General features: G+C 71.4%; 18 protein-coding genes and 2 rRNA genes. 12 read left to right on the forward strand and 8 right to left on the reverse strand.

Annotated elements, in window-relative coordinates:
• Both O3X23_RS04960 and rrf read left to right on the forward strand, forming a co-directional pair.
• Positions 1-120 (forward strand): 23S ribosomal RNA (locus O3X23_RS04960); the annotation flags it as partial.
• A gap of 78 nt (positions 121-198) precedes the next feature.
• Positions 199-315, forward strand: a 5S ribosomal RNA gene (rrf, locus tag O3X23_RS04965).
• A gap of 194 nt (positions 316-509) precedes the next feature.
• Here rrf and O3X23_RS04970 read toward each other — a convergent pair.
• Genes O3X23_RS04970 through O3X23_RS04990 form a run of 5 tightly spaced genes read right to left on the reverse strand, consistent with a single transcriptional unit; the run spans position 510 to position 5,987 of the window.
• Positions 510-1,820: a DUF58 domain-containing protein gene (locus tag O3X23_RS04970; protein WP_269269874.1), complete on the reverse strand. Its 1,311-nt coding sequence runs from the start codon at positions 1,818-1,820 to the stop codon at positions 510-512.
• Between the two features lie 17 nt (positions 1,821-1,837).
• Entirely contained in the window at positions 1,838-2,803 is a 966-nt protein-coding gene (locus tag O3X23_RS04975; protein WP_269269875.1) for an AAA family ATPase, read from the reverse strand.
• Positions 2,800-4,074, reverse strand: coding sequence for a DUF4350 domain-containing protein (locus O3X23_RS04980; protein ID WP_269269876.1), 1,275 nt, complete (start codon positions 4,072-4,074; stop codon positions 2,800-2,802). The genes O3X23_RS04975 and O3X23_RS04980 overlap by 4 nt, the downstream gene beginning before the upstream one ends.
• Entirely contained in the window at positions 4,071-4,712 is a 642-nt protein-coding gene (locus O3X23_RS04985) for a DUF4129 domain-containing protein (protein ID WP_269269877.1), read from the reverse strand. Before O3X23_RS04985 ends, O3X23_RS04980 begins: the two co-directional genes overlap by 4 nt.
• A 6-nt stretch (positions 4,713-4,718) precedes the next feature.
• On the reverse strand, positions 4,719-5,987 hold the full coding sequence (locus O3X23_RS04990) for a DUF7544 domain-containing protein (RefSeq protein ID WP_269269878.1): 1,269 nt from the start codon (positions 5,985-5,987) through the stop codon (positions 4,719-4,721).
• 87 nt (positions 5,988-6,074) lie between these two features.
• Here O3X23_RS04990 and mtnA point away from each other — a divergent pair, with 87 nt between their 5' ends.
• The 7 genes from mtnA (at position 6,075) to O3X23_RS05025 (ending at position 14,501) form a co-directional block, all read left to right on the forward strand.
• Entirely contained in the window at positions 6,075-7,142 is a 1,068-nt protein-coding gene (gene mtnA / locus O3X23_RS04995; protein WP_269269879.1) for an S-methyl-5-thioribose-1-phosphate isomerase, read from the forward strand.
• A 244-nt stretch (positions 7,143-7,386) separates the two neighbouring features.
• Positions 7,387-8,064 (forward strand): two-component system response regulator MtrA, encoded by a 678-nt coding sequence (gene mtrA / locus O3X23_RS05000; RefSeq protein ID WP_269269880.1) that lies wholly within the window; start codon positions 7,387-7,389, stop codon positions 8,062-8,064.
• Between the two features lies 1 nt (position 8,065).
• Positions 8,066-9,970 carry an MtrAB system histidine kinase MtrB gene (gene mtrB, locus O3X23_RS05005; protein WP_269269881.1) on the forward strand — a complete coding sequence of 635 codons (1,905 nt, stop codon included), beginning with the start codon at positions 8,066-8,068 and terminating at the stop codon, positions 9,968-9,970.
• Positions 9,970-11,820: an LpqB family beta-propeller domain-containing protein gene (locus O3X23_RS05010; protein ID WP_269269882.1), complete on the forward strand. Its 1,851-nt coding sequence runs from the start codon at positions 9,970-9,972 to the stop codon at positions 11,818-11,820. The genes mtrB and O3X23_RS05010 overlap by 1 nt, the downstream gene beginning before the upstream one ends.
• A 104-nt stretch (positions 11,821-11,924) precedes the next feature.
• Complete coding sequence (locus tag O3X23_RS05015; RefSeq protein ID WP_269269884.1) at positions 11,925-12,638, forward strand: ComF family protein; 714 nt, start codon at positions 11,925-11,927, stop codon at positions 12,636-12,638.
• A 280-nt stretch (positions 12,639-12,918) separates the two neighbouring features.
• Positions 12,919-13,596: a ribosome hibernation-promoting factor, HPF/YfiA family gene (hpf, locus tag O3X23_RS05020; protein WP_269269885.1), complete on the forward strand. Its 678-nt coding sequence runs from the start codon at positions 12,919-12,921 to the stop codon at positions 13,594-13,596.
• Positions 13,597-13,760: 164 nt separating this feature from the next.
• The gene (locus tag O3X23_RS05025; RefSeq protein WP_138358878.1) at positions 13,761-14,501 is read left to right on the forward strand and encodes a response regulator; all 741 of its coding nucleotides are present in this window, start codon (positions 13,761-13,763) and stop codon (positions 14,499-14,501) included.
• A 55-nt stretch (positions 14,502-14,556) separates the two neighbouring features.
• On the opposite strand, the gene O3X23_RS05030 is transcribed toward O3X23_RS05025, so the two are convergent.
• Positions 14,557-15,753, reverse strand: coding sequence for a winged helix-turn-helix domain-containing protein (locus tag O3X23_RS05030; RefSeq protein ID WP_269269886.1), 1,197 nt, complete (start codon positions 15,751-15,753; stop codon positions 14,557-14,559).
• 82 nt (positions 15,754-15,835) lie between these two features.
• Positions 15,836-16,426, reverse strand: a complete 591-nt coding sequence (locus O3X23_RS05035; protein WP_269269888.1) for a GNAT family N-acetyltransferase — start codon at positions 16,424-16,426, stop codon at positions 15,836-15,838.
• Positions 16,427-16,623: 197 nt separating this feature from the next.
• Between O3X23_RS05035 and secA the strand changes: the two genes are divergently transcribed.
• A complete protein-coding gene (gene secA, locus O3X23_RS05040; protein WP_269269889.1) occupies positions 16,624-19,401 on the forward strand; it encodes a preprotein translocase subunit SecA in 2,778 nt (925 codons plus the stop codon).
• A gap of 98 nt (positions 19,402-19,499) precedes the next feature.
• On the opposite strand, the gene O3X23_RS05045 is transcribed toward secA, so the two are convergent.
• On the reverse strand, positions 19,500-19,955 hold the full coding sequence (locus O3X23_RS05045; protein ID WP_269269890.1) for an Rv3235 family protein: 456 nt from the start codon (positions 19,953-19,955) through the stop codon (positions 19,500-19,502).
• Between the two features lie 206 nt (positions 19,956-20,161).
• Here O3X23_RS05045 and O3X23_RS05050 point away from each other — a divergent pair, with 206 nt between their 5' ends.
• A complete protein-coding gene (locus O3X23_RS05050) occupies positions 20,162-20,668 on the forward strand; it encodes a DUF6912 family protein (protein WP_269269891.1) in 507 nt (168 codons plus the stop codon).
• A gap of 116 nt (positions 20,669-20,784) precedes the next feature.
• Positions 20,785-21,438 (forward strand): HAD family hydrolase, encoded by a 654-nt coding sequence (locus O3X23_RS05055; protein WP_269269894.1) that lies wholly within the window; start codon positions 20,785-20,787, stop codon positions 21,436-21,438.
• Positions 21,439-21,661: the final 223 nt, after the last annotated feature.

Below are 21,661 nucleotides of genomic sequence, written 5' to 3' on the forward strand. Positions count from 1 at the left end.
GTATTCCCACCCCCTTTGAGGGGTTAAGGCTCCCAGTAGACGACTGGGTTGATAGGCCAGATGTGGAAGCCCGGTAACGGGTGGAGCTGACTGGTACTAATAGGCCGAGGGCTTGTCTAACTATTTTTGCTTCGCGTCCACTGTGTAGTTCTGAAGTAACGAACCGTGTCAGTATCCGGTTGGTTAACTTCATAGTGTTTCGGTGGTCATAGCGTTAGGGAAACGCCCGGTTACATTCCGAACCCGGAAGCTAAGCCTTTCAGCGCCGATGGTACTGCAGGGGGGACCCTGTGGGAGAGTAGGACGCCGCCGAACAATCTTTGAGAAGAAGCCCCCAGGCTAATGCCTGGGGGCTTCTTTGCATTGGCCTGCGATTTCTTGCAGTAGGGCCCCGTGTTTTTCGTACAGCTCGAGGCCGAACCGTTGGCCGAGTACGGCCAGCAGCGCGGCCAGGTCCTCCAGCCGCCGGGACTGAGCCCGCGGGTGGTGAGCAGGTCCCGGGGCGGGTCCTACAGGCGGCCGGCTGCCTTCAGGGCCAGGTACGCGTCTGCCAGCGCGGGGGCGATGTCAGCTGGAGGGGCGTCCACGACGGTGATGCCGTGGCGGGAGAGGCGGCGGCTGGTGCGGCGGCGTTCGGCGCGGGACTGTTCCGCGGCCGCTGCCGCGTAGACGCTGTCCAGCGTGCCGCGGCCGCGGGCCATCTCCGCGATGTGAGGGTCGGCCACGGACGCGACGAGGACTTCGTGGCGATGGGTGAGCTGGGGGAGGACCGGCAGCAGGCCTTCCTCCATGGGGGCCGCGTCGAGGCCCGTGAGCAGGACGACGAGGGAGCGGCGGGGGGCGCGCTGCAGGATCGCGGCGACCAGGCCCCTGGCGTCGGACTCCACGAGTTCGGGTTCGATCGGCGCCATCGCGTTGACGAGGGCCGGAAGCATCTCGGTGGTGCTGCGGCCCTGGACGGAGGCGCGGATGCGGCGGTCGTGCGCGAGGAGGTCCACGCGGTCGCCGGCCCGGCCGGCGAGGACGGCGAGCAGGAGTGCGGCGTCCATGGCGGCGTCGAGGCGGGGGGCGTCACCGACGCGGCCCGCCGAGGTACGGCTGGTGTCGAGCACGATGAGGATGTGGCGGTCGCGCTCCGGACGCCAGGTCCGTACGGCGACGGTCGTGCGGCGGGCGCTCGCGCGCCAGTCGATGGAGCGGGTGTCGTCGCCGGGGATGTATTCGCGCAGCGAGTCGAACTCGGTGCCCTGACCGCGGGTCAGGAGCGAGGTGCGGCCGTCGAGTTCGCGGAGTCGTGCCAGTCGCGAGGGCAGATGTTTGCGGCTGGTGAAGGGCGGGAGCACGCGGACGGTCCACGGGATGCTGTGCGAGCCCTGGCGGGCGGCGAGGCCCAGCGGGCCGTGGGAGCGCACCGTGACACGTTCGGCCTGGCGGTCGCCGCGGCGGGTGGGGTGCAGCACGGTCGTGACGCGGCGGCGTTCGCCCGGCGGGACCGTCAACCGGTGCCGGGACGCGTCCGCTTCGCTGCCCGGATGCCAGCTGCTGGGCGGCCAGGAGTCGCGCAGCAGGGCGCGCAGCGGGCGGCGGCCCGGGTTGGTGACGGTCAGCGTGACGTTCGCGGTGTCACCGAGTCGAACGGATGTGTCACCGATTCGAGTGAAATGGAGCTTTCGCACTGGCGCGGCGAGAGCGAGATCGCACAGGATTCCGAGGAGAAGGACGCCTTCGACAGCGAGGATGCCGCTCCAGCCGGGGAGCAGCACGCCGACGACGAGGGCGCCGAGTACGGCGAGAAGGGCGGTGCGTCCGGTGAGGGCCATGGGCTGTTCCCGCCGGCCTAGCGGGGCACGGGGACGTGGGCGAGGATCGCGGTGATGACCGAGTCGGCCGTCACGCCCTCCATCTCGGCCTCGGGCCGGAGTTGCACCCGGTGGCGGAGGGTGGGCAGGGCGAGGGCCTTGACGTCGTCAGGGGTGACGTAGTCGCGGCCGGTGAGCCAGGCCCAGGCGCGGGAGGTCGCCAGCAGGGCGGTCGCACCGCGCGGTGACACACCGAGAGTGAAGGAGGGGGATTCTCGGGTGGCCCTGCAGAGGTCGACGATGTAGCCGGTGATCTCGGGGGAGACGGACGTTTTGGCGACGGCGGAGCGGGCGGCTTCGAGGTCGTCGGCGCCTGCGACGGGACGGAGGCCGGCGCCCGCGAGATCCCGGGGGTTGAAGCCTTCCGCGTGCCGGGTGAGGACGTCTATCTCGGTGGCGCGGGAGGGGAGCGGAAGGATCAGCTTCAGCAGGAATCGGTCGAGTTGGGCTTCGGGGAGGGGATAGGTGCCCTCGTACTCGACGGGGTTCTGCGTGGCTGCGACAAGGAAGGGGTCGGGGAGGAGGCGCGGGGTGCCGTCGACCGATACCTGGCGTTCCTCCATCGCTTCGAGGAGGGAGGCCTGGGTCTTGGGCGGGGTGCGGTTGATCTCGTCGGCGATCAGGAGGTTGGTGAAGACCGGGCCCGGCTGGAAGGAGAACTCGGCGGTGCGGGCGTCGTAGACGAGGGAGCCGGTGACGTCACCGGGCATCAGGTCGGGCGTGAACTGGACGCGCTTGGTCTCCAGTTGGAGCGACGCCGCCAGGGCTCGGACCAGGAGGGTCTTGGCGACTCCGGGGACGCCTTCCAGGAGGACATGGCCTCGGCACAGCAGGGCGACCACCAAGCCGGTGACTGCTGCGTCCTGGCCGACGACGGCCTTGGCGATTTCGGTGCGCAGGGCCTCGAGGGAGGTGCGGGCACTGTCGGCTGTCGGGGCGCTCACGGAGTTGCGTGCCTCTCTGTGGAGTTGATGCGGCGCTCAAGGGCGTCGAGGTCGTCGGCGAGGCGCAGCAGGGACGCGTCGTCGGAAGGGGGCGGGCCGTAGAGGAGCGCGCCGGGGTCGAGGTGGGGCCCGTCGGTGCCGGGGCCGTCGAGGAGGGCGGCGACGGCTGCGGTCAGTGCTTCGGGGTCCGGTGCCGGGGAGCTGCCGACGATCGGTGCGAGCCGGTCGCGGGTGGCCTGGCGCAGTGCTTCGGCGGCTCTGGCGCGGGCGTTGGCCCGGCGGTAGAGGCGGGCGCGGCCTTCGGTGGCTTCGGAGGCGTGCACCGCCACGGGGAGCCGTTCGGCGATGACGGGTCCGAGCCGGCGGGCCCTCCAGAGGGCGGTGACGACGGCGGCGATCAGGAGTTGGAGCAGGCCCCAGCTCCAGCCGTCGGGGATCAGGTCGAAGAAGCTCTTGCGCTCTCCGTCGAGGGCGGAGGTGTCGCCGAGGGAAGGGAGGTACCAGACCAGTCTGGGGTGGGCGCCGAGGAGTTGCAGGGCGAGGGAGGCGTTGCCCTGGTCGTCGAGGCGGTCGTTGGTGAGGAGTTCGGCGGACCCGAGGACGACGGTGTCACCGTTGCCGCCGGCCGGGAGCCGGACCAGGGTGGGGTGGCCGCCGCTGGGGTAGCAGCTGTCGGCGCCGGCGACGGAGGTCGCGTACTCGACGCCGCCGAGTTCGGCGTCGCCCGCCCGGGTGGCGCTGGGCAGCGAGCACTGCGGGGTGAGGGTCCGGGTGTCGGTGGGCGCGAGCGCCTGGACACCGGGGGCGAGCGCTTCGGTCGCGGACGGGCCGGGGGAGAGGAGGACGGTACGGCCGCCGGACCGTTCCGTGGCGCTGCGGAGGAGGGACTGCTGATGGGAGGTGAGCAGATCGGGGACCGTCACGAGCAGGGTGGTGTCGCTGCCGAGCGCGGCGGTGGCTTCGTCGGTGGTGGTCACGACGGTGGTGGTGACGCCCTGCGCCGCGAGGAGCTGGGCGACGGCGCGGCTGCCCGCGGGGTCGGCGGAGCCGGGGTCCAGGGCTCCGTGGCTCTGGCCGGAGCGCAGCGCGGCGTAGCCGATGCCGAAGATGAGCACGGCGAGTGCGGCCGCCAGGAGGGCGCGCGAGCGGGTCCACAGCTGGCGGGCGGTGGGCGAGAGCGAGGTGTCGGGTGCCCGGTCGACCGCGTCGGGGGGCGAACCGGCGGGCGAGGTGTCCGGCGGGGCGGGTGCCGTGGAAGGGGGAGTGGTCATGGGCGGACGTCCCCGGCGTCGGCGAACTGCGGTTTGGCGCGCTGCAGCCGGCCGTCGAGGTCGCGAAGGAGCGCGTACGTCTGCTCGGTGCCGGTGCGGCCGCCGTAGGTGAGGTCGTCGAAGAGCCGGGCGGCGTCGCCCAGTGCGGTGGCGTGGTCGGGCAGGGCACGGCCGGCGTCCGCGGCAGCTTCGTCGGCGGTGCGGCCGGGGCGCGGGTCCAGGACGGTCCGTTCCTCCAGCGAGCGGACGAGGGCGCGCATCCGCTCCTGGGACGCCTCCGTCCATCTGCGGGCGGCGGCGTGCTGTTCGGCGGCCGTGCGGTGTTCGGCGGCGGTGCGGGTGCGGTCGCCGAACAGGCCGGGCCCGCCGGTGGAGGCCTGGCGCACCGCGCCGAGCCGCCACCGCAGGGCGACCAGCAGCAGGACGACGGCGAGGGCGATGGCCAGCAGCCCCACCCCGCCGCCCGGAGTCGCGCCGGAGGCTGCCGACAGGAGGTCGGCGACCTTGTCCCAGAGCCAGTCCAGGGCGCGCTGGAACAGGCTCGGGTCGTTCTGGTGGTAGATCCCTTTGGACAGCTCGTGCTCGGCCGCTTCGCGGGCGGCGTCGCGCGGGGTGATGACCGGTGCGTCCCCCGACACCTGGGGTCAGCTCTCGGGAGTGGGGCGGTCCGGGGTCCCGGTGCCGCCGTAGCCGGGGAGGCCTGCGGCGCGGGCCAGTTCGATGTCGAGGGCCTCGCGCCGGATGCGCTGGTCCATGTAGAGCAGGACGGTGACGCCCGCGCTGATGGGGAGGGTGATGGCGGTGCTGATGACGCCGCCGATGGCGCTGATGATGAGGAAGGTCCAGCCGAGGTCGGCGTTCTCCGAGATGAAGGAACTCGCGCCGTCTCCGCCGATGACTCCGGCGATCAGCGCGAACGGGACCTGGATGGTGCTGGAGACGATGGTGGTCAGGAGCCAGGCCAGCAGTTGGACGCCGAGGATCCGCCACCAGGCACCGCGCACCAACTTCATGGAGCGCTTCATGGACGTGATGACGCCCTGCTTCTCCAGCATGAGCGCGGGGGAGGCCAGGCTCCAGCGGACCGACATCCAGACCGCGACGGCGCAGCCGGCGAGGCCGCCGAGCACGGCCAGGGCGATGCCGCCGCCCTCGGCTCCCAGGGCGATGACCACGATGCCCGGCACGGTGGCCACTCCGATGATCAGGAGGGCGATCAGGGGCAGCAGCAGGGTCAGCCCGAGCAGCCGCAGCAGTTGGGGACGGGAGTCCCGCCAGGCCTCGCCGGTGGTGACCGGGCGTCCCAGTACCGCGCGGCTCATCACCATGGTGAGCATCGCGGTCGCGAAGATCATGGCGATCAGGCTGATCAGGGCCGCGGCGCCGGAGCCGGCGAGGGTGCCGCCGGCCGAGCGCAGGATCTCCCCGGCGGTCGCGTTCGGATCCTTCTGCACGCGGTTGAAGTCGGAGTCGTTGGTCAGGAACAGGCCCTGGACGACGACGAGTACGGCCTGGGTGACCAGGGCGACCGCCAGCGAGATGCCCAGCACGACCCGCCAGTGGGCGCGCATGGTGGAGACCGCGCCGTCGAGGATCTCGCCGACGCCCAGCGGGCGGAGCGGGATCACGCCGGGCTTGGCCGCCGGGGGCCTGCCCCAGGGTGCCGCCTGCCAGCCGCCCGGGGCGCCCCAGCCGGGGCCGGGGCCGGGGTGCGGGGGCGGCGGAGGCGGGCTGCCCCAACCGCCGCCCGCCGGAGCGGACCACTGGTTGGGCGGGGGCTGCTGCTTGGACCAGTTCGGCGGCGCGTCCTGCGGAGCCGTGGGCGGTGGGGGCGGTGTCTGGGGACTGTCACCGCGCTCCGGCTCGTCGGAGTCGGAGGATCCGGGCGGTGCCCAGCCCGGAGTGTCGTTCATCGCTGCTGCCCCTTCGCCTGCGTTCAGTGTGCTGGCCATCGTGCCATGGGCTGCCGCCGGTGGGGCTCGGCAGGGCAGACTGGGCGGATGGGTGATCAGTTCTCGATACCGGTGGCCAACGGCATTCCCGCGCTCCGATGGGAGGAGCCGCCGGAAGGACCGGTGCTGGTGCTCCTCGACCAGACCCGGTTGCCGGGCGAGGAAGTGGAGCTGACCTGCACCGATGTGCAGGCGCTGGTGCAGGCGATCCGTGACCTCGCGGTGCGTGGCGCACCGCTGTTGGGGCTGGCCGGGGCCTACGGGGTGGCCCTCGCCGCGGCGCGCGGCTATGACGTGGACGAGGCGGCCGATCTGCTGGCCGGGGCCCGGCCGACCGCCGTCAATCTGGCGTACGGGGTGCGCCGGGCGGTGGACGCGTACCGGGCGGCGGTGCCCGAGGGCCTGGAGGCGGCCGCGGCGGCCGTGCTCGCCGAGGCCCGTGCGCTGCACGCGGAGGACGCGGCGGCCAGTGCGTCCATGGCCCGCCGCGGTGCGGAACTGCTGGCGGAGCTGGCGCCGGGGGGCGGCTACCGCATCCTGACGCACTGCAACACCGGGGCACTGGTGTCCGGCGGTGAGGGAACGGCGCTCGCCGTCGTGCTGGCGGTGCACCGGTCCGGTGAGCTGCGCCGGCTGTGGGTCGACGAGACCCGTCCGCTGCTCCAGGGTGCCCGGCTGACCGCGTACGAGGCGGCGCGCGCCGGCATGCCGTACACGGTGCTCACCGACAACGCGGCCGGTTCGCTCTTCACGGCGGGCGAGGTCGACGCGGTGCTGATCGGTGCGGACCGGATCGCCGCCGACGGCTCGACGGCGAACAAGATCGGCAGCTACCCGCTGGCGGTGCTCGCCCGCTACCACAACGTGCCGTTCATCGTGGTGGCCCCGAGCACGACCGTGGACCTCGCGACCCCGGACGGTGCCTCCATCGAGGTGGAGCAGCGGCCGGGCCATGAGGTGACGGATCTGGGGTCGCCGCTCGGCGCCCGGGCGTACAACCCGGCGTTCGACGTCACACCGCCGGAGTTGATCACGGCCGTCGTCACGGAGCGCGGCGTCGTCTCGCCCGTCACGGCGGACGCACTCAGGGTGATGTGCGGTTCCCGCGCGGAGTGACGGCCGGGGCCGTCGCGCGCTTGCGCTGCGTAACCTGTTTCACGGGCTCTGGCGTACGGTTTCACCGACAGTGGCGAGATCCCGCACTGGCGTCTCTGCGCAGGACCGAAGTCATCCGCAGGCCATTTTTCGACAGTGCGCGATACCGCAGGTCGGCGGCTGACCTGCAGAGACACGCCCATGGACGGGGTGACTATTAACACGCTGGTCGATCAAACGGTTACGACAATGGGATGATGATGCAATGAAGGGTCGAGTCCTGGTCGTCGATGACGACACCGCACTGTCCGAGATGCTCGGCATCGTGCTGCGTGGTGAAGGTTTTGAGCCGTCGTTCGTAGCAGACGGTGACAAGGCCCTTGCCGCTTTCCGGGAGACCAAGCCTGATCTGGTTCTCCTCGATCTCATGCTCCCGGGTCGGGACGGCATCGACGTATGCCGGCAGATCCGCGCGGAGTCCGGGGTACCTATCGTCATGCTCACCGCGAAGAGCGACACGGTCGACATCGTGGTGGGTCTGGAGTCCGGCGCCGACGACTACGTCGTCAAGCCGTTCAAGCCGAAGGAGCTGGTCGCACGCGTCCGGGCCCGGTTGCGGCGGGCGGAGGAGCCGACGCCCGAGCAGCTCGCGATCGGCGACCTCGTCATCGACGTGGCCGGCCACTCCGTCAAGCGGGACAGCCAGCCCATCGCGCTGACGCCGCTGGAGTTCGACCTGCTGGTCGCGCTGGCCCGCAAGCCCTGGCAGGTGTTCACCCGAGAGGTGCTGCTGGAGCAGGTGTGGGGATACCGCCACGCGGCCGACACCCGACTGGTCAACGTGCACGTCCAGCGTTTGCGCTCCAAGGTCGAGCAGGACCCTGAGCGTCCCGAGATCGTGGTGACCGTCCGTGGCGTCGGCTACAAGGCCGGTCCGGGCTGACATGTCGGCGTCGTACGAGCGTGAGCGCTTGGAGAGCCGGCACGCGGACCCACTGAGCGGTCTGCTGCCGGTGCTGCGCTCGTGCGTGCGCTGGGCACGCCGCCCGCTGCTGCCCGCTGTCCGGCTGTGGCGGCGCAACATCCAGCTGCGGGTGGTGGCGGTGACGCTGCTGATGTCGCTGGGTGTGGTGCTGCTGCTGGGCGTGGTCGTCATCGGGCAGGTGAAGAACGGCCTGCTCGACGCGAAGGAGCAGGCGTCCCGGGGCCAGGCCAGCGGCGGTTTCTCCGTGGCGCAGGCGCAGGCCGACAAGGAGAAGGAGCGGGACGTCGTCCCGGCCGCGGGCGGCGGAACCACCCGCGGGATGATCGACTCCGGTACGTGGCTGAACAACCTGGTCGGCCAGCTCGCCAGTGGTGGCAAGGGCGTCTACTCGGTCGTCGCGCTCAGCCCCGGGACGGGTGACGGGGCGGATGCCCGCGGTCCGCGCACCTCGGGCCTGGTGCTGCCCGACGACAGCATTCCGCAGGACCTGCGCGACAGCGTGGAGACCCGCTCCGGATCGAGCGAGACCTACGCGACGATCAAGCGGGAGAACAATCCGCACCCGGAGAACGCGCTGGTCATCGGCAAGCGGCTCAGCGACGTGAACGGCAAGCCGTACCAGCTGTACTACCTCTTCCCGTTCGATCAGGAGGAGACGACCCTCGGCCTGGTCAAGCGCACGCTGGCGACCGCGGGGATCTTCGTCGTGGTGCTGCTCGGGGCCATCGCCTGGCTGGTCACCCGCCAGGTCGTGACGCCGGTCAGGATGGCCGCAGGGATCTCCGAGCGGCTCGCCGCCGGGCGGCTCCAGGAACGGATGAAGGTCTCGGGCGAGGACGACATCGCGCGGCTCGGCGAATCCTTCAACAAGATGGCGCAGACGCTGCAGATCAAGATCCAGCAGCTGGAGGAGCTGTCCCGGCTGCAGCGCCGATTCGTCTCCGACGTCTCGCACGAGCTGCGGACACCGCTCACCACCGTCCGGATGGCCGCGGACGTCATCCATGACGCCCGCGAGGACTTCGACCCGGTGACCGCGCGCTCCGCGGAACTGCTCGGCAGCCAGCTCGACCGGTTCGAGGGGCTGCTCTCCGACCTGCTGGAGATCAGCCGGTTCGACGCGGGCGCCGCGGACCTGTCGGCGGAGCCGATCGACTTGCGGGACGTGGTGCGGCGGGTGGTGGACGCCGCCGAGCCGCTGTCCGAGCGCAAGGGCAGCCGGGTGATCGTCCGGGGCGACGAGCAGCCGGTGATAGCGGAGGCCGACCCGCGCCGCGTCGAGCGCGTACTGCGCAACCTCGTGGTCAACGCCGTGGAGCACGGCGAGGGCCGCGATGTGGTGATCCGGCTGGCGACGGCCGACGGAGCGGTCGCGATCGCCGTGCGGGACTACGGCGTGGGACTCAAGCCCGGTGAGGCGACCCGGGTGTTCAACCGGTTCTGGCGCGCCGATCCGGCGCGGGCCCGTACCACCGGCGGAACGGGCCTCGGCCTGTCGATCGCGGTGGAGGACGCCCGGCTGCACGGCGGGTGGCTGCAGGCGTGGGGCGAGCCCGGCGGTGGCTCGCAGTTCCGCATGACGCTGCCGCGTACGGCCGGCGAGAGCCTGCGCGGCTCACCGATCGCGCTGGAACCCGAGGACTCGCGCCGCAATCGCGGCCTGAACGCCTCCGGAACGCCGCCGCGTCCGGACGCCCCGCCGATGCCGCGGACGTCACCGCTGTCGCCGGCGCTGCCGCCCATGCCGTCGGCCCCGGCGCGCCCGCCGTCCGCGGACCCCGCGGCGCTGCCCGGGAACGGGTCGCGGGTGGTGGGGCACGAGTCGGGCGCCCCGGGAGACTCTGTACGGGAGGACGAACGCTGATGCGGGCGATGGGGGAGCGGCACGCCCGAAGGGGCGGTCGGCAGGCCCGGCTGTGGGTGCCGGTGGTGTGCGCGGTGCTGCTCGCCGGCTGCGCCTCGATGCCGGGCAGCGGTGAGGTGCACAAGGTCGCCGGTGAGCAGAGCGCCGACTCGGACCAGCAGGTGCAGGTGCTGGGGATCAAGCCGCAGCCCGGGGAGTTCCCCGACCAGATCGTGCGCGGCTTCCTGGAGGCGACGACCAGTGACGAGGCCGAGTACGCGACGGCCAAGGAGTACCTGACGACGTCGATGGCCCAGCGCTGGGACCCGTTCGCGAAGATCACGGTCCTGTCGGGCGGCCCGTCACCGGTCGAGGAGCAGTCCGGGACGGCGCGCAAGGAGGGCCTGCACTCGTTCGGGCTGAACGGTACGCAGGTCGCGGCGGTGGACGAGAAGCGCGCCTACACCTCGGGTGACGGAACGGCGTTCCACACCTCCTTCCAGCTGGTGAAGGAGAAGAACGAGTGGCGGATCGACTGGGTGGACAACGGACTGGTGCTCACCGAGTCCGACTTCCAGCGGATCTACCACTCCGTCAACATGTACTACTTCGCCAACCTCGGGACGCCCGGCGCGGGCGCGTCGACGCTGGTGGCCGACCCGGTGTATCTGCGGCGACGGATAAATTCGCTGGAGTCGGCGGTCTCGGCGATGCTCGGCGGCCCGACCGACTGGCTCGCTCCCGTGGTGCGCTCCGAGGCGCCCAAGGGCGTTGCGCTCTACAACAAGGACGGGGACCACGGGGTCTCGCTCGACGACGCGCAGCACCTGCGGGTGCGGCTGAACTCGATGGCGGACCGGATGGGCGCGGCGCAGTGCCAGCGGCTGGCGGCGCAGTTGCTGCCCACGGCACAGAGCCAGTCGGCGACGAAGATCACCTCGGTGGAGGTGCAGCGCGCGAATGGTGATTCGGCGTGCACGCTGTCGGACGAGCGGGCCAAGCCGTATCTGCCGGAGACCCTGAGCGGGGCGTCGCCCCGGCAGTTCTTCATCGACGACCACCAGCAGTTGGTCTCGCTGCCCGAGGACAACAGTCTGATGGCGGACCCGGTGCCGGGCGTGCTCGGCGGGGCCACCGCGAAACTGGTGTCGGCCGCGGTCAAGCGGGACGAGCAGTACGCGGCCGGGGTCAGGGCCGGTGGCCGTGACCTGGTCGTCGCGAACATCTCCAAGGGCTCGTCCGATCCCGGCAGGGTGGTGCTGACCAGCACCGCGCACGCCGCGAACGACGGCCTGAGCGCGCCCAGCTGGGACGGGTACGGAAACCTGTGGGTGGCCGACCGCGACGGCTCGCGGTCCCGGCTGCTGATGCTGCGTGACGGCGCGGGGGACGCCGGCGAGGTGGTGGTGCCGGATCTGGGCGACGCACGGATCCAGTCGCTGCGCGTCGCGGCGGACGGGACGCGGATCGCGATGCTGGTCAAGAAGGGCAACCGGACGTCGCTGAAGCTCGGCCGGATCGAGCGGGGCGGGACGGCGGAGGTGCCCGTGATCACCGTGACGGCGCTGAAGGGTGTGACTCCGCAACTGGAGGACGTCACCGCCGCGTCCTGGGCGGGCGGCAGCAGGCTGCTGGTGGTCGGGACCGAGTCGGGCGGACTCCAGCAGATCCAGTACATGAACACGGACGGCTCACTGCCGTCGACGTCCGCCCTGCCGGGGATCAGCGACGCGGCCTCGGTGGCGGCGTCGGAGGATCAGACGAAGCCGCTGCTGGCGGCGTACAAGGGCGGTATCTACCGGCTCCTGGCGCAGGACGCGAACTGGAAGCAGGTCGCCGCGAAGGGCATCGGGCCGGTCTACCCGGGCTGACACCGGGCTCGGCGCGACCCTGATGGCGGACCCTCCGCGAGGGTTTTCCACAGGCTGGGCAGGGGGTCTGGTGGAGGGCCCCCGCAGCGGGCACAGTGGTGGCCATGCGGGCGTGGTGGACGGAGTTCGCCGGGCTGGTCCTGCCGGTCGACTGTGCGGGATGCGGTCGGCCACGCACGGCGCTGTGCGGCGGGTGCGGAGAGCTGCTGGGCTCGCCGGACGGGGCGGCCGTGCGGCGGCTGCGGCCGGATCCGGCGCCGGGCGGGCTGCCGGTGGTGCACGCCGCGGCGGTCTACGCGGACGAGGTACGGGCAGTGGTGCTGGCGCACAAGGAGCGCGGCGCGCTGGGACTGGCCCGGCCGTTGGGCACGGCACTGGCCGGGGCGGTGCTCAAGGTGGGCGCGGCGGGGCCTTTGTTACTGGTGCCGGTGCCCTCCGCGCGGCGGACGGTCGCGGCCCGGGGACACGACGCGACCCGGCGGATCGCGCGGTGCGCGGCCGCGGAACTGCGGCGGTCGGGCCGGCGGGCCCGGGTGGCCGCGGTGCTGCGCCATCGGCGGGCGGTCGCCGACCAGACGCGGCTGAGCGGGCCCGAGCGGCTGGAGAACCTGTCGGGAGCATTGGTGGCCGCGCAGGGTGGCCGCGGGCTGCTGGCGGTGGCTCCGGTGGTGCTGGTGGACGACCTCATGACGACCGGGGCGTCACTGGCCGCCGCGGCGCGGGCGGTGGAGGCGGCGGGTGGCCGGATCGCCGGTGCGGCGGTGGTCGCGGGGCCGCTGGAAACGGAACTTTGGCCTGGAACACATCGTTGCAGCTAGTACAGCCGGGCGTTCACCCGAACGGAGGTATACCGATGCTGGGGATGCCGACCTCCGCACTCCAGGACTATGTTCGGTTGTGAGGCAAGGTGAACACCATGGGGTGTTGATCTTGCTGGTGGGGGAGAAGGAGGTGAAAGCCGCGGCTTCGGTGGCTCCGGCGAATTTCGGGGCAGGAGAAGCAGCAGCTGACGCAGCGCCGGACGGGACAGGTGCCCGGCCGGCCTAGGCGATTGGGATGCGCTCCGCGTGTTCGGAGCGATCCGGAACGGAGTTCTGAGTGGACATCGTCATCAAGGGCCGCAAGACCGACGTGCCTGATCGGTTTCGTAAGCACGTGACCGAGAAGCTGGACAAGGTCCAGAAGCTCGATGGCAAGGTGATCAGTCTTGACGTCGAGGTGTCCAAAGAGCTCAACCCCCGCCAGTCGGACCGGTCCGACCGGGTGGAGATCACACTGAACACCCGCGGCCCCGTGGTGCGAGCCGAGGCCTCTGCGGCCGATCCGTATGCCGCGCTCGACCTCGCGGTGGCCAAGCTGGAAGCACGTCTTCGCAAGGCGGCCGACAAGCGCCGGGTGCACCATGGCGGAGGGCGCACGCCTGTCAGCGTCGCCCAGGCCACAGCCTCGCTGACCGGCGAGCTGAACGGCTCGGCGCCGGCACCGGCCGCGGAGGACGCCGTACCGACGACCCGGATCGGGCCGCTCGAGGTACAGGGGGACGGCCCGCTGGTGGTGCGTGAGAAGACGCACGCCGCCGCGCCGATGGCGCTCGACCAGGCCCTCTACGAGATGGAGCTGGTCGGGCACGATTTCTACCTTTTCATCGACTCCGACACGGGCTCGCCGAGTGTCGTCTACCGGCGGCACGGCTATGACTACGGAGTCCTTCACCTGAAGGCGGACCCGTCCGCCGAGGAGGCGCCCTCAGGCGCGGGCGGCGCGCTTCGCCGCTGATTTTCCCCACCGCACAGCCCTACGGATGGCGCCGTCCCCGGAGAACTTCTTCCTCGGGGGCGGCGCCGCGTCCTGGGCGGCCCCCGGCCGGGAAAGCACCGGACAGGCCCCAGTCGTGAAAGCATGGGTCATGCTGCCAACTCTGGCCTGAGGGGGAGGATCTGATGCCGGACAGCTTCGAGCCCGCAGACATCAGCGACGAGGGGCACGCCCCTGCGAGGGACCACCTGGAGGCGCCCCGCAAGGAGCCCATTCGGGTACTGGTTGTCGATGATCACGCCCTGTTCCGGAGGGGACTGGAGATCGTCCTCGCCCAGGAGGAGGACATCCAGGTCATCGGCGAGGCGGGGGACGGCGCCGAGGCGGTGGAGAAGGCCGCCGACCTGCTGCCCGACATCGTGCTGATGGACGTCCGGATGCCCAGGCGCGGCGGTATCGAGGCCTGTACCTCGATCAAGGAGGTCGCCCCCAGCGCCAAGATCATCATGCTGACGATAAGCGATGAAGAGGCCGACCTCTACGAAGCGATCAAGGCCGGCGCGACGGGATACCTGCTCAAGGAGATCTCCACGGACGAGGTCGCCACCGCCATCCGCGCGGTCGCCGACGGCCAGTCGCAGATCAGTCCCTCGATGGCGTCGAAGCTCCTCACCGAGTTCAAGTCGATGATCCAGCGCACTGACGAGCGGCGCCTGGTACCCGCGCCGCGGCTCACCGACCGGGAGCTGGAAGTGCTCAAGCTCGTGGCGACCGGCCTGAACAACCGTGACATCGCGAAGCAGTTGTTCATCAGCGAGAACACCGTGAAGAACCACGTGCGCAACATCCTGGAGAAGCTGCAGCTGCACTCCAGGATGGAGGCGGTGGTCTACGCCATGCGCGAGAAGATCCTCGAGATCCGGTAGCCCGCGCGACGACGCCCCCGGCCTCGCGCGGCGGACGCCGGGCGAGGGGTGACGGTCAGCGGCGGTCGTGCGTCAGACGCAGCGCGTCCGCCAGCGGCTCCCGCAGCGTCTCCGGCAGTACCCGCTCCACCCGCACCTCGTCGCAGCCGACCCAGCCGGCCGCCTCGGCGATCGCATCGGCCGCCGGCTGCACCGCCTTCGGGCCGTCCAGCGTCACCTGCCGGGCCACGAGGGTGCTGCCCTCGCGCGCCGGGTCCACCCGGCCCACCAGGTTCCCGCCCGCCAGCAGCGGCATCGCGAAGTAGCCGTGGACACGCTTCGGCTTGGGCACGTACGCCTCCAGCCGGTGCGTGAACCCGAAGATCCGCTCGGTGCGCGGCCGGTCCCAGACCAGGGAGTCGAACGGGGAGAGCAGCGTCGTGCGGTGCCGGCCGCGCTTCGCGGCGGACTCGGCCTCCAGCACCACCGGGTCGGCCCAGGCGGGCTTCCCCCACCCCTCGACCTCGACCGGGACCAGCCCCGAGTCCCCGATCACGGCCATCACCTGCTCGCCCTTCAGCCGGTGGTAGTCCGCCAGGTCGGCGCGGGTGGCCACGCCCATCGCCGCCCCGGCCTGCGCCACGAGCCGCCGCATGCACTCGGCGTCCTCGATGTCGTCGTGCAGGAGGTCGGCGGGAACGGCACGTTCCGCCAGGTCGTAGACGCGCTTCCAGCCGCGCCGCTCGGTGCAGACCACCTGGCCGGTGTCGAGCAGCCACTCCACCGCGATCTTCGTCTCCGACCAGTCCCACCACGGGCCGCCGTTCTTGGCGCCGCCCAGTTCCGTGGACGTCAGCGGCCCGTCGGCCTTGAGCCGGTCCAGCACGGCGCCGCACGAGCGGTCCGCGTCCTCCAGCACGTGCCAGCGGTGGCCCTTGTCCCGCCGGGCGCGGCGCCGGAAGGCGAAGTGCGGCCACTCCTCGATGGGCAGGATGCAGGCGGCGTGCGACCAGTACTCGAACGCGTGGGACTCCGTCCAGTACGCCTTCTCGATGGCCTCCCGGCCCACGGCGCCCAGCCGGGCGTACGGAATGAGTTCGTGCGACCGCGCCAGGACGGAGATCGTGTCGAGCTGGACCGCCCCGAGCGCGCGCAGCACGCCGCGGACCCCCGCACGCCGGTCCGGCACGCCGAGCAGGCCCTGCGCCCGCAGAGCGATCCGGCGGGCGTCGTCCGCGGACAGGGTGGCTACAGGGGGTGGCAGCGGTGTCATGCCGGAGAGCCTAGAACGCGCCACTGACAACGCCCGGGGACCCCCGGCGATCCACCCGCCGGAAGGGGAAGGGGGGAAGGGGCTACTCGCCGGGGAAGGGCAGGTACGGAGTCGCCAGCGGAAGGCCCAGGTCCGAGGGGAGCAGCGATCCCGACCAGCAGTCCCGCCGCGTCCCGGTGTGGACGATCTTGGCGCGCAGGGTGCCCTCCATCACGAAGCCGATCTTGCGGGCGACCGCCCGCGACCCCTCGTTGCCGGCGTCCGCGTACCACTCCATCCGCTCCACGCCGAGGTCGGCGAACGCCCACCGGCACACCGCGAGGCCCGCCTCCGCGGTGTACCCGCGGCCGCGCTGCTCCTTGACCGCCCAGTAGCCGAGCTCGGCCTGGTGGTCGGGCGGCCCGAGCTTGCCGAGCCGCACCAGGCCGATGGATCCGACCAGCGTGCCGGCGTCCCTGGTGAAGGCGCCGAAGTTGTAGAGGATGTCGTCCGCCCACCCCTGGGCGCTCACCTGACCCGCGAAATCCGCCGCGTGCTCACGCGTGTACGGGGCGGGGACGCTGGTCCAGCGCGCGATCTCGGGGTCCTGGCACGCTTGGTACACCGCGTCGGCGTCGTCCGGCCGCAGCGTGCGCAGGACGAGGCGTTCGGTCGTGAGGGTGATGGGCTCCATGGCGGGAGTATCACCGACCGCCGGGCCCGTTGAAAAAGCGATTTGTAGCACTACGCGGGGTGACGAAGGACCGGTGTGCTGACGGACCTCCCGGCCCGCAGGTGTCCTCGCTTACGATGGCCGTTGCGGCGGAGTGCATCCCGCTGTGCCCAGCGCGAGATTACGTGCCAGGCCCGACCGGCAAGGAGCCAGCCTACGTGTCCGTCTTCAACAAGCTCATGCGTGCAGGCGAAGGCAAGATCCTGCGCAAGCTGCACCGCATCGCGGACCAGGTCAATTCCATTGAAGAGGACTTCGTCAATCTGACGGACGCCGAGCTGCGGGCCCTCACCGAGGAGTACAAGGAGCGGTTCGAGGGCGGCGAGACCCTGGACGACCTGCTCCCCGAGGCGTTCGCAACGGTCCGTGAGGCCTCCAAGCGCGTGCTCGGCCAGCGCCACTACGACGTCCAGATGATGGGCGGTGCCGCCCTCCACCTCGGATTCGTCGCGGAGATGCGCACCGGCGAGGGCAAGACCCTGGTCGGCACCCTTCCCGCGTACCTGAACGCGATCTCCGGCAAGGGCGTCCACCTCATCACGGTCAACGACTACCTCGCCGAGCGTGACTCGGAGTGGATGGGCCGGGTGCACAAATTCCTCGGCCTGGAGGTCGGCTGCATCCTGGCGAACATGTCGCCGGCGCAGCGCCGCGAGATGTACAACTGCGACATCACCTACGGCACCAACAACGAGTTCGGCTTCGACTACCTGCGCGACAACATGGCGTGGTCGAAGGACGAGCTGGTGCAGCGCGGCCACAACTTCGCGATCGTCGACGAGGTCGACTCGATCCTCGTGGACGAGGCCCGTACCCCGCTGATCATCTCCGGCCCGGCCGACCAGGCGACCAAGTGGTACGCCGACTTCGCCCGCCTGGTGAAGCGGCTCAACCGGGGCGAGGCCGGCAGCATCGGCGTCGAGGAGACCGGCGACTACGAGGTCGACGAGAAGAAGCGCACGGTCGCCATCCACGAGAGCGGCGTCGCGAAGGTCGAGGACTGGCTCGGCATCGACAACCTCTACGAGTCGGTGAACACCCCGCTCGTCGGCTACCTGAACAACGCGATCAAGGCCAAGGAGCTCTACAAGAACGACAAGGACTACGTCGTCATGGACGGCGAAGTCATGATCGTCGACGAGCACACCGGCCGTATCCTCGCGGGCCGCCGCTACAACGAGGGCATGCACCAGGCGATCGAGGCGAAGGAAGGGGTGGACATCAAGGACGAGAACCAGACTCTCGCCACGATCACCCTGCAGAACTTCTTCCGCCTCTACGACAAGCTCTCCGGCATGACCGGTACGGCCATGACCGAGGCCGCCGAGTTCCACCAGATCTACAAGCTGGGTGTCGTCCCGATCCCGACCAACCGCGACCTCGCGCGCCTGGACCGGGCGGACCTGATCTACCGCACCGAAGAGGCGAAGTTCGCGGCCGTCGTCGAGGACATCGCCGAGAAGCACGAGAAGGGCCAGCCGGTCCTCGTCGGCACCGTCTCGGTCGCGAAGTCCGAGTACCTGTCGGCGCAGCTGTCCAAGCGCGGTGTCCCGCACGAGGTGCTGAACGCCAAGCAGCACGACCGGGAGGCGTCCATCGTCGCCCAGGCCGGCCGCAAGGGCGCGGTCACCGTCGCGACGAACATGGCCGGCCGTGGCACCGACATCAAGCTCGGCGGCAACCCCGAGGACCTCGCCGAGGCCGAGCTGCGCCAGCGCGGCCTGGACCCGGTCGAGCACGTCGAGGAGTGGGCCGCGGACCTCCCGGCGGCGCTCAAGCGCGCCGAGGCGGCCGTGAAGGCCGAGTTCGAAGAGGTCAAGGAGCTCGGCGGCCTGTACGTGCTGGGCACCGAGCGCCACGAGTCCCGCCGCATCGACAACCAGCTGCGCGGCCGCTCCGGCCGTCAGGGCGACCCGGGTGAGTCCCGTTTCTACCTCTCCCTGGGTGACGACCTGATGCGCCTGTTCAAGGCGCAGATGGTCGAGCGCGTGATGTCGATGGCCAATGTGCCGGACGACGTCCCGATCGAGAACAAGATGGTGACGCGGGCGATCGCGTCGGCCCAGTCGCAGGTCGAGCAGCAGAACTTCGAGATCCGCAAGAACGTCCTCAAGTACGACGAGGTGCTCAACCGCCAGCGCGAGGTCATCTACGGCGAGCGCCGCCGCGTCCTGGAGGGCGAGGACCTGCACGAGCAGGTGCGCCACTTCATGGACGACACGATCGAGGCGTACATCGAGGCCGAGACGAAGGACGGCTTCGCCGAGGACTGGGACCTGGACCGGCTGTGGAACGCCTTCGGGCAGCTCTACCCGATCAAGCTCACCGTCGAGGACCTGGAGGACGCGGCCGGCGACCGGGCCGGCATCACCGCCGAGTTCATCGCCGAGACGGTCAAGGACGACATCACCGAGCAGTACGAGGAGCGCGAGGCGCAGCTCTCCGGTGACGTCATGCGCGAGCTGGAGCGCCGCGTGGTCCTGTCGGTGCTGGACCGCAAGTGGCGCGAGCACCTCTACGAGATGGACTACCTCCAGGAGGGCATCGGGCTGCGCGCCATGGCGCAGCGCGACCCGCTGGTCGAGTACCAGCGCGAGGGCTTCGACATGTTCACCGCCATGATGGAGGGCATCAAGGAGGAGTCCGTCGGCTACCTGTTCAACCTGGACGTCCAGGTCGAGCAGCAGGTCGAGGAGGTCCCGGTGGAGGACACGGCGCCGTCGCTCGTCAAGGACGCCCGTCCCGAGATCCGCGCCAAGGGCCTGGACGCCCCGCAGCGCCCGGACCGGCTGCACTTCTCCGCCCCTTCGGTGGACGGCGAGGGCGGTGTCGTCGAGGGCGACTTCGAGAACGAGGGCGGCGGTTCCGAAACGGACGGCCAGACCCGCGCGGAGCGCCGCAAGGCCGCCAAGGGCGGCAAGCGCCGCAAGAAGTAGCGCGGGCGCGGCACGCACGACGCCGCGGCACGACACGTCACCGGCCGGGGCCGGGCTCCCAGCGCGGGGGTCCGGCCCCGGCCGCGTTCCCACCCCCCTCAGCGGGCCTCGACCGCGGTGCAGCGCCAGACGCCCCCGCCGGATCCCACCGCCGGGCCGCGTTCCAGCCGGAAGGCGATGGCGCGGAAGGCGTCCGGGGCCAGGGAGACGACGGCCGTCACCTCCAGGGCGCCGTCGTGCTGCCGCGCGACCTGGCAGCTGTGGACGTACGGTGCCTCCCCGCCGGCCCGGAGCCGCCAGTCGGCGCGCGAGTTCACCAGCTCCCAGAGCCGGTCGTAGGCGGGTCCGCGGACCCGGCCGGCGAGGCAGCTGATGGGCTGCCTGCCGGTGAGGACGGTGAGCAGCCGGCCCGCGAACCACAGGTGCGGCGGAACGGCTGCCGTCCGGCCGGCCCGGACCGGCGGGCGCCGGTGGTCGTGCCGGTCGGGCGGGCCGGACCTGCGGGCCGCTCGGGCCGGGCCGGGACGGGCGGACGCGGGTGAGGTGACGGCCATGCTGGTACCCCCGTGGTGCGGTGCTGACGGGATCCGCCGGTTCGGCCGAATGCCGCAGGGTGTCCCGGGCCTCGGTTTCTACCGTTCGGTAACCCGGTTGTACGGGGGGCCGGGGGCGGCGGGCAACGGAATCCGCCGGGGTGGGGCGGGGGCGGCCGGTTCACCTATCCGCGTGGTGAAGCCGTCCCGCACGTATGCTGACCGGCATGCGCGTCTACATTCCCACGACCCTGCCCGGCCTGGCCGAGGCCCACAAGGCGGGCGAGCTGGGTCCCGCACCGCTGGACGCCTACGCGGTCACCCCCGGCCTCCGCGAGTGGTACGTGTCCGACGACATCGAGGAGCTGGAGTACGCGGCTCTGACCCGGGCCGCCGGGGCGTCGCTCCGGCAGCTCGCCGTCTCCCCCGGCCTCCCGCGCCGCCGTGTCGTGCTCGCGGTGGACGTGCCGGAGTCGGCCGTCTCCTTCGACCCGGACCGCGGGCTGGACTCCGCTGCCCTCGGTGAGGTCCGGCTGGCCGCCGCGGTGTCGATGCGCGACGCCGCCGCCGTGCACCTGGACGCCGACGACGCGGAGGAGGACGTGACCGCCGCCGCGCTGGCGCTGGGCGCGGCCGACGCGGGCGACGACGACGCCCGGTTCACCGTGGACGGCGCGGAGGACCACGAACTGCTCTGGTTCGCGACGCAGGAGATCCCCAACCTGATCGGCTGAGGCCCCGCGCCCCGGCCGGACCACCCGAGGCCTGCCCGCCGTGACCGCCTGCCCGCCGTGACCGCCTGGCCGTCGTGCCCGCCGGGCTGTCGTATCCGGCGGGTACCGTCGTGGATGTGAACGCGCATCTGGTGTGGGACTGGAACGGGACCCTCTTCCACGACATCGACGCGGTGCTGGAGGCCACGAACGCCTCCTTCGCCGAGCTCGGCCTGTCCCCGATCACGATGGACCGCTACCGCGAGCTGTACTGCGTGCCGGTGCCGAAGTTCTACGAGCGGCTGATCGGCCGGCTGCCCACGGACGCGGAGTGGCTGGTGATGGACGAGGCGTTCCACCGTCACTACTGGGAGCGGGCGGGGAACTGCGGGCTCGCCGAGGGCGCGGCCGAACTGCTGGCCGCCCAGCAGCGCGCGGGGCTGACGCAGTCGCTCTGCTCGCTCGCCCCGCACGACCTCCTGATACCGATCGTGCGCACCCACGGCATCGAGCGGCACTTCGTCCGGATGGACGGTGCGACCGGGCCGTCCGGCGGCGGCAAGGCCGCGCAGATGGTCCGCCACCTCGCCGCGCTGGAGGGTGTCGCGCCCGATCGCGTCGTCGTCATCGGCGACGCGGTGGACGACGCGCTGGCGGCCGCCCACGCGGGCGCCCACGCCGTTCTGTACACCGGCGGTTCGCACAGCCGGGTCAGCCTGGCGGCGGCCGGGGTGCCGGTGGTGGATTCGCTGGCGGAGGCGGTCGAGGCCGCCCGTCGGCTCACCGCGTGATGACGGGGCCGGGAAACCACCGATGACGCTGCCGGATCAGACGGTGACCGGGCCCCAGCGAATCGGAAACACAGCTGTTTGCGCGCTGTCCATTTGGTCCAACAATCCGTCCGGTATTTGTACAGAGGCGTCCCCTGACAGCCCCCCCGGCCGGAGCGATAGCCTTACTGCGTGATCAGCGTTGATCCATGCGGGCGGGTTCGATCCGTGAACAACGGCGCGG

Origin of the sequence: Streptomyces sp. H39-S7, from assembly GCF_027158205.1 — a bacterium.
In the GTDB taxonomy this organism is placed as follows: Bacteria; Actinomycetota; Actinomycetes; order Streptomycetales; family Streptomycetaceae; genus Actinacidiphila.

Bases quoted from the DNA above. Each gene is read 5' to 3' on its own strand.
- mtrB (WP_269269881.1), top strand. From the start codon at position 8,066: ATGTCGGCGTCGTACGAGCGTGAGCGCTTGGAGAGCCGGCACGCGGAC.
- O3X23_RS04990 (WP_269269878.1), bottom strand. From the start codon at position 5,987: ATGAACGACACTCCGGGCTGGGCACCGCCCGGATCCTCCGACTCCGAC.
- O3X23_RS05050 (WP_269269891.1), top strand. From the start codon at position 20,162: ATGCGCGTCTACATTCCCACGACCCTGCCCGGCCTGGCCGAGGCCCAC.
- O3X23_RS05015 (WP_269269884.1), top strand. From the start codon at position 11,925: ATGCGGGCGTGGTGGACGGAGTTCGCCGGGCTGGTCCTGCCGGTCGAC.
- O3X23_RS05010 (WP_269269882.1), top strand. From the start codon at position 9,970: ATGCGGGCGATGGGGGAGCGGCACGCCCGAAGGGGCGGTCGGCAGGCC.
- mtrA (WP_269269880.1), top strand. From the start codon at position 7,387: ATGAAGGGTCGAGTCCTGGTCGTCGATGACGACACCGCACTGTCCGAG.
- O3X23_RS04970 (WP_269269874.1), bottom strand. From the start codon at position 1,820: ATGGCCCTCACCGGACGCACCGCCCTTCTCGCCGTACTCGGCGCCCTC.
- O3X23_RS05035 (WP_269269888.1), bottom strand. From the start codon at position 16,426: ATGGAGCCCATCACCCTCACGACCGAACGCCTCGTCCTGCGCACGCTG.
- mtnA (WP_269269879.1), top strand. From the start codon at position 6,075: ATGGGTGATCAGTTCTCGATACCGGTGGCCAACGGCATTCCCGCGCTC.
- O3X23_RS05030 (WP_269269886.1), bottom strand. From the start codon at position 15,753: ATGACACCGCTGCCACCCCCTGTAGCCACCCTGTCCGCGGACGACGCC.
- O3X23_RS05045 (WP_269269890.1), bottom strand. From the start codon at position 19,955: ATGGCCGTCACCTCACCCGCGTCCGCCCGTCCCGGCCCGGCCCGAGCG.
- O3X23_RS05025 (WP_138358878.1), top strand. From the start codon at position 13,761: ATGCCGGACAGCTTCGAGCCCGCAGACATCAGCGACGAGGGGCACGCC.
- O3X23_RS04980 (WP_269269876.1), bottom strand. From the start codon at position 4,074: ATGACCACTCCCCCTTCCACGGCACCCGCCCCGCCGGACACCTCGCCC.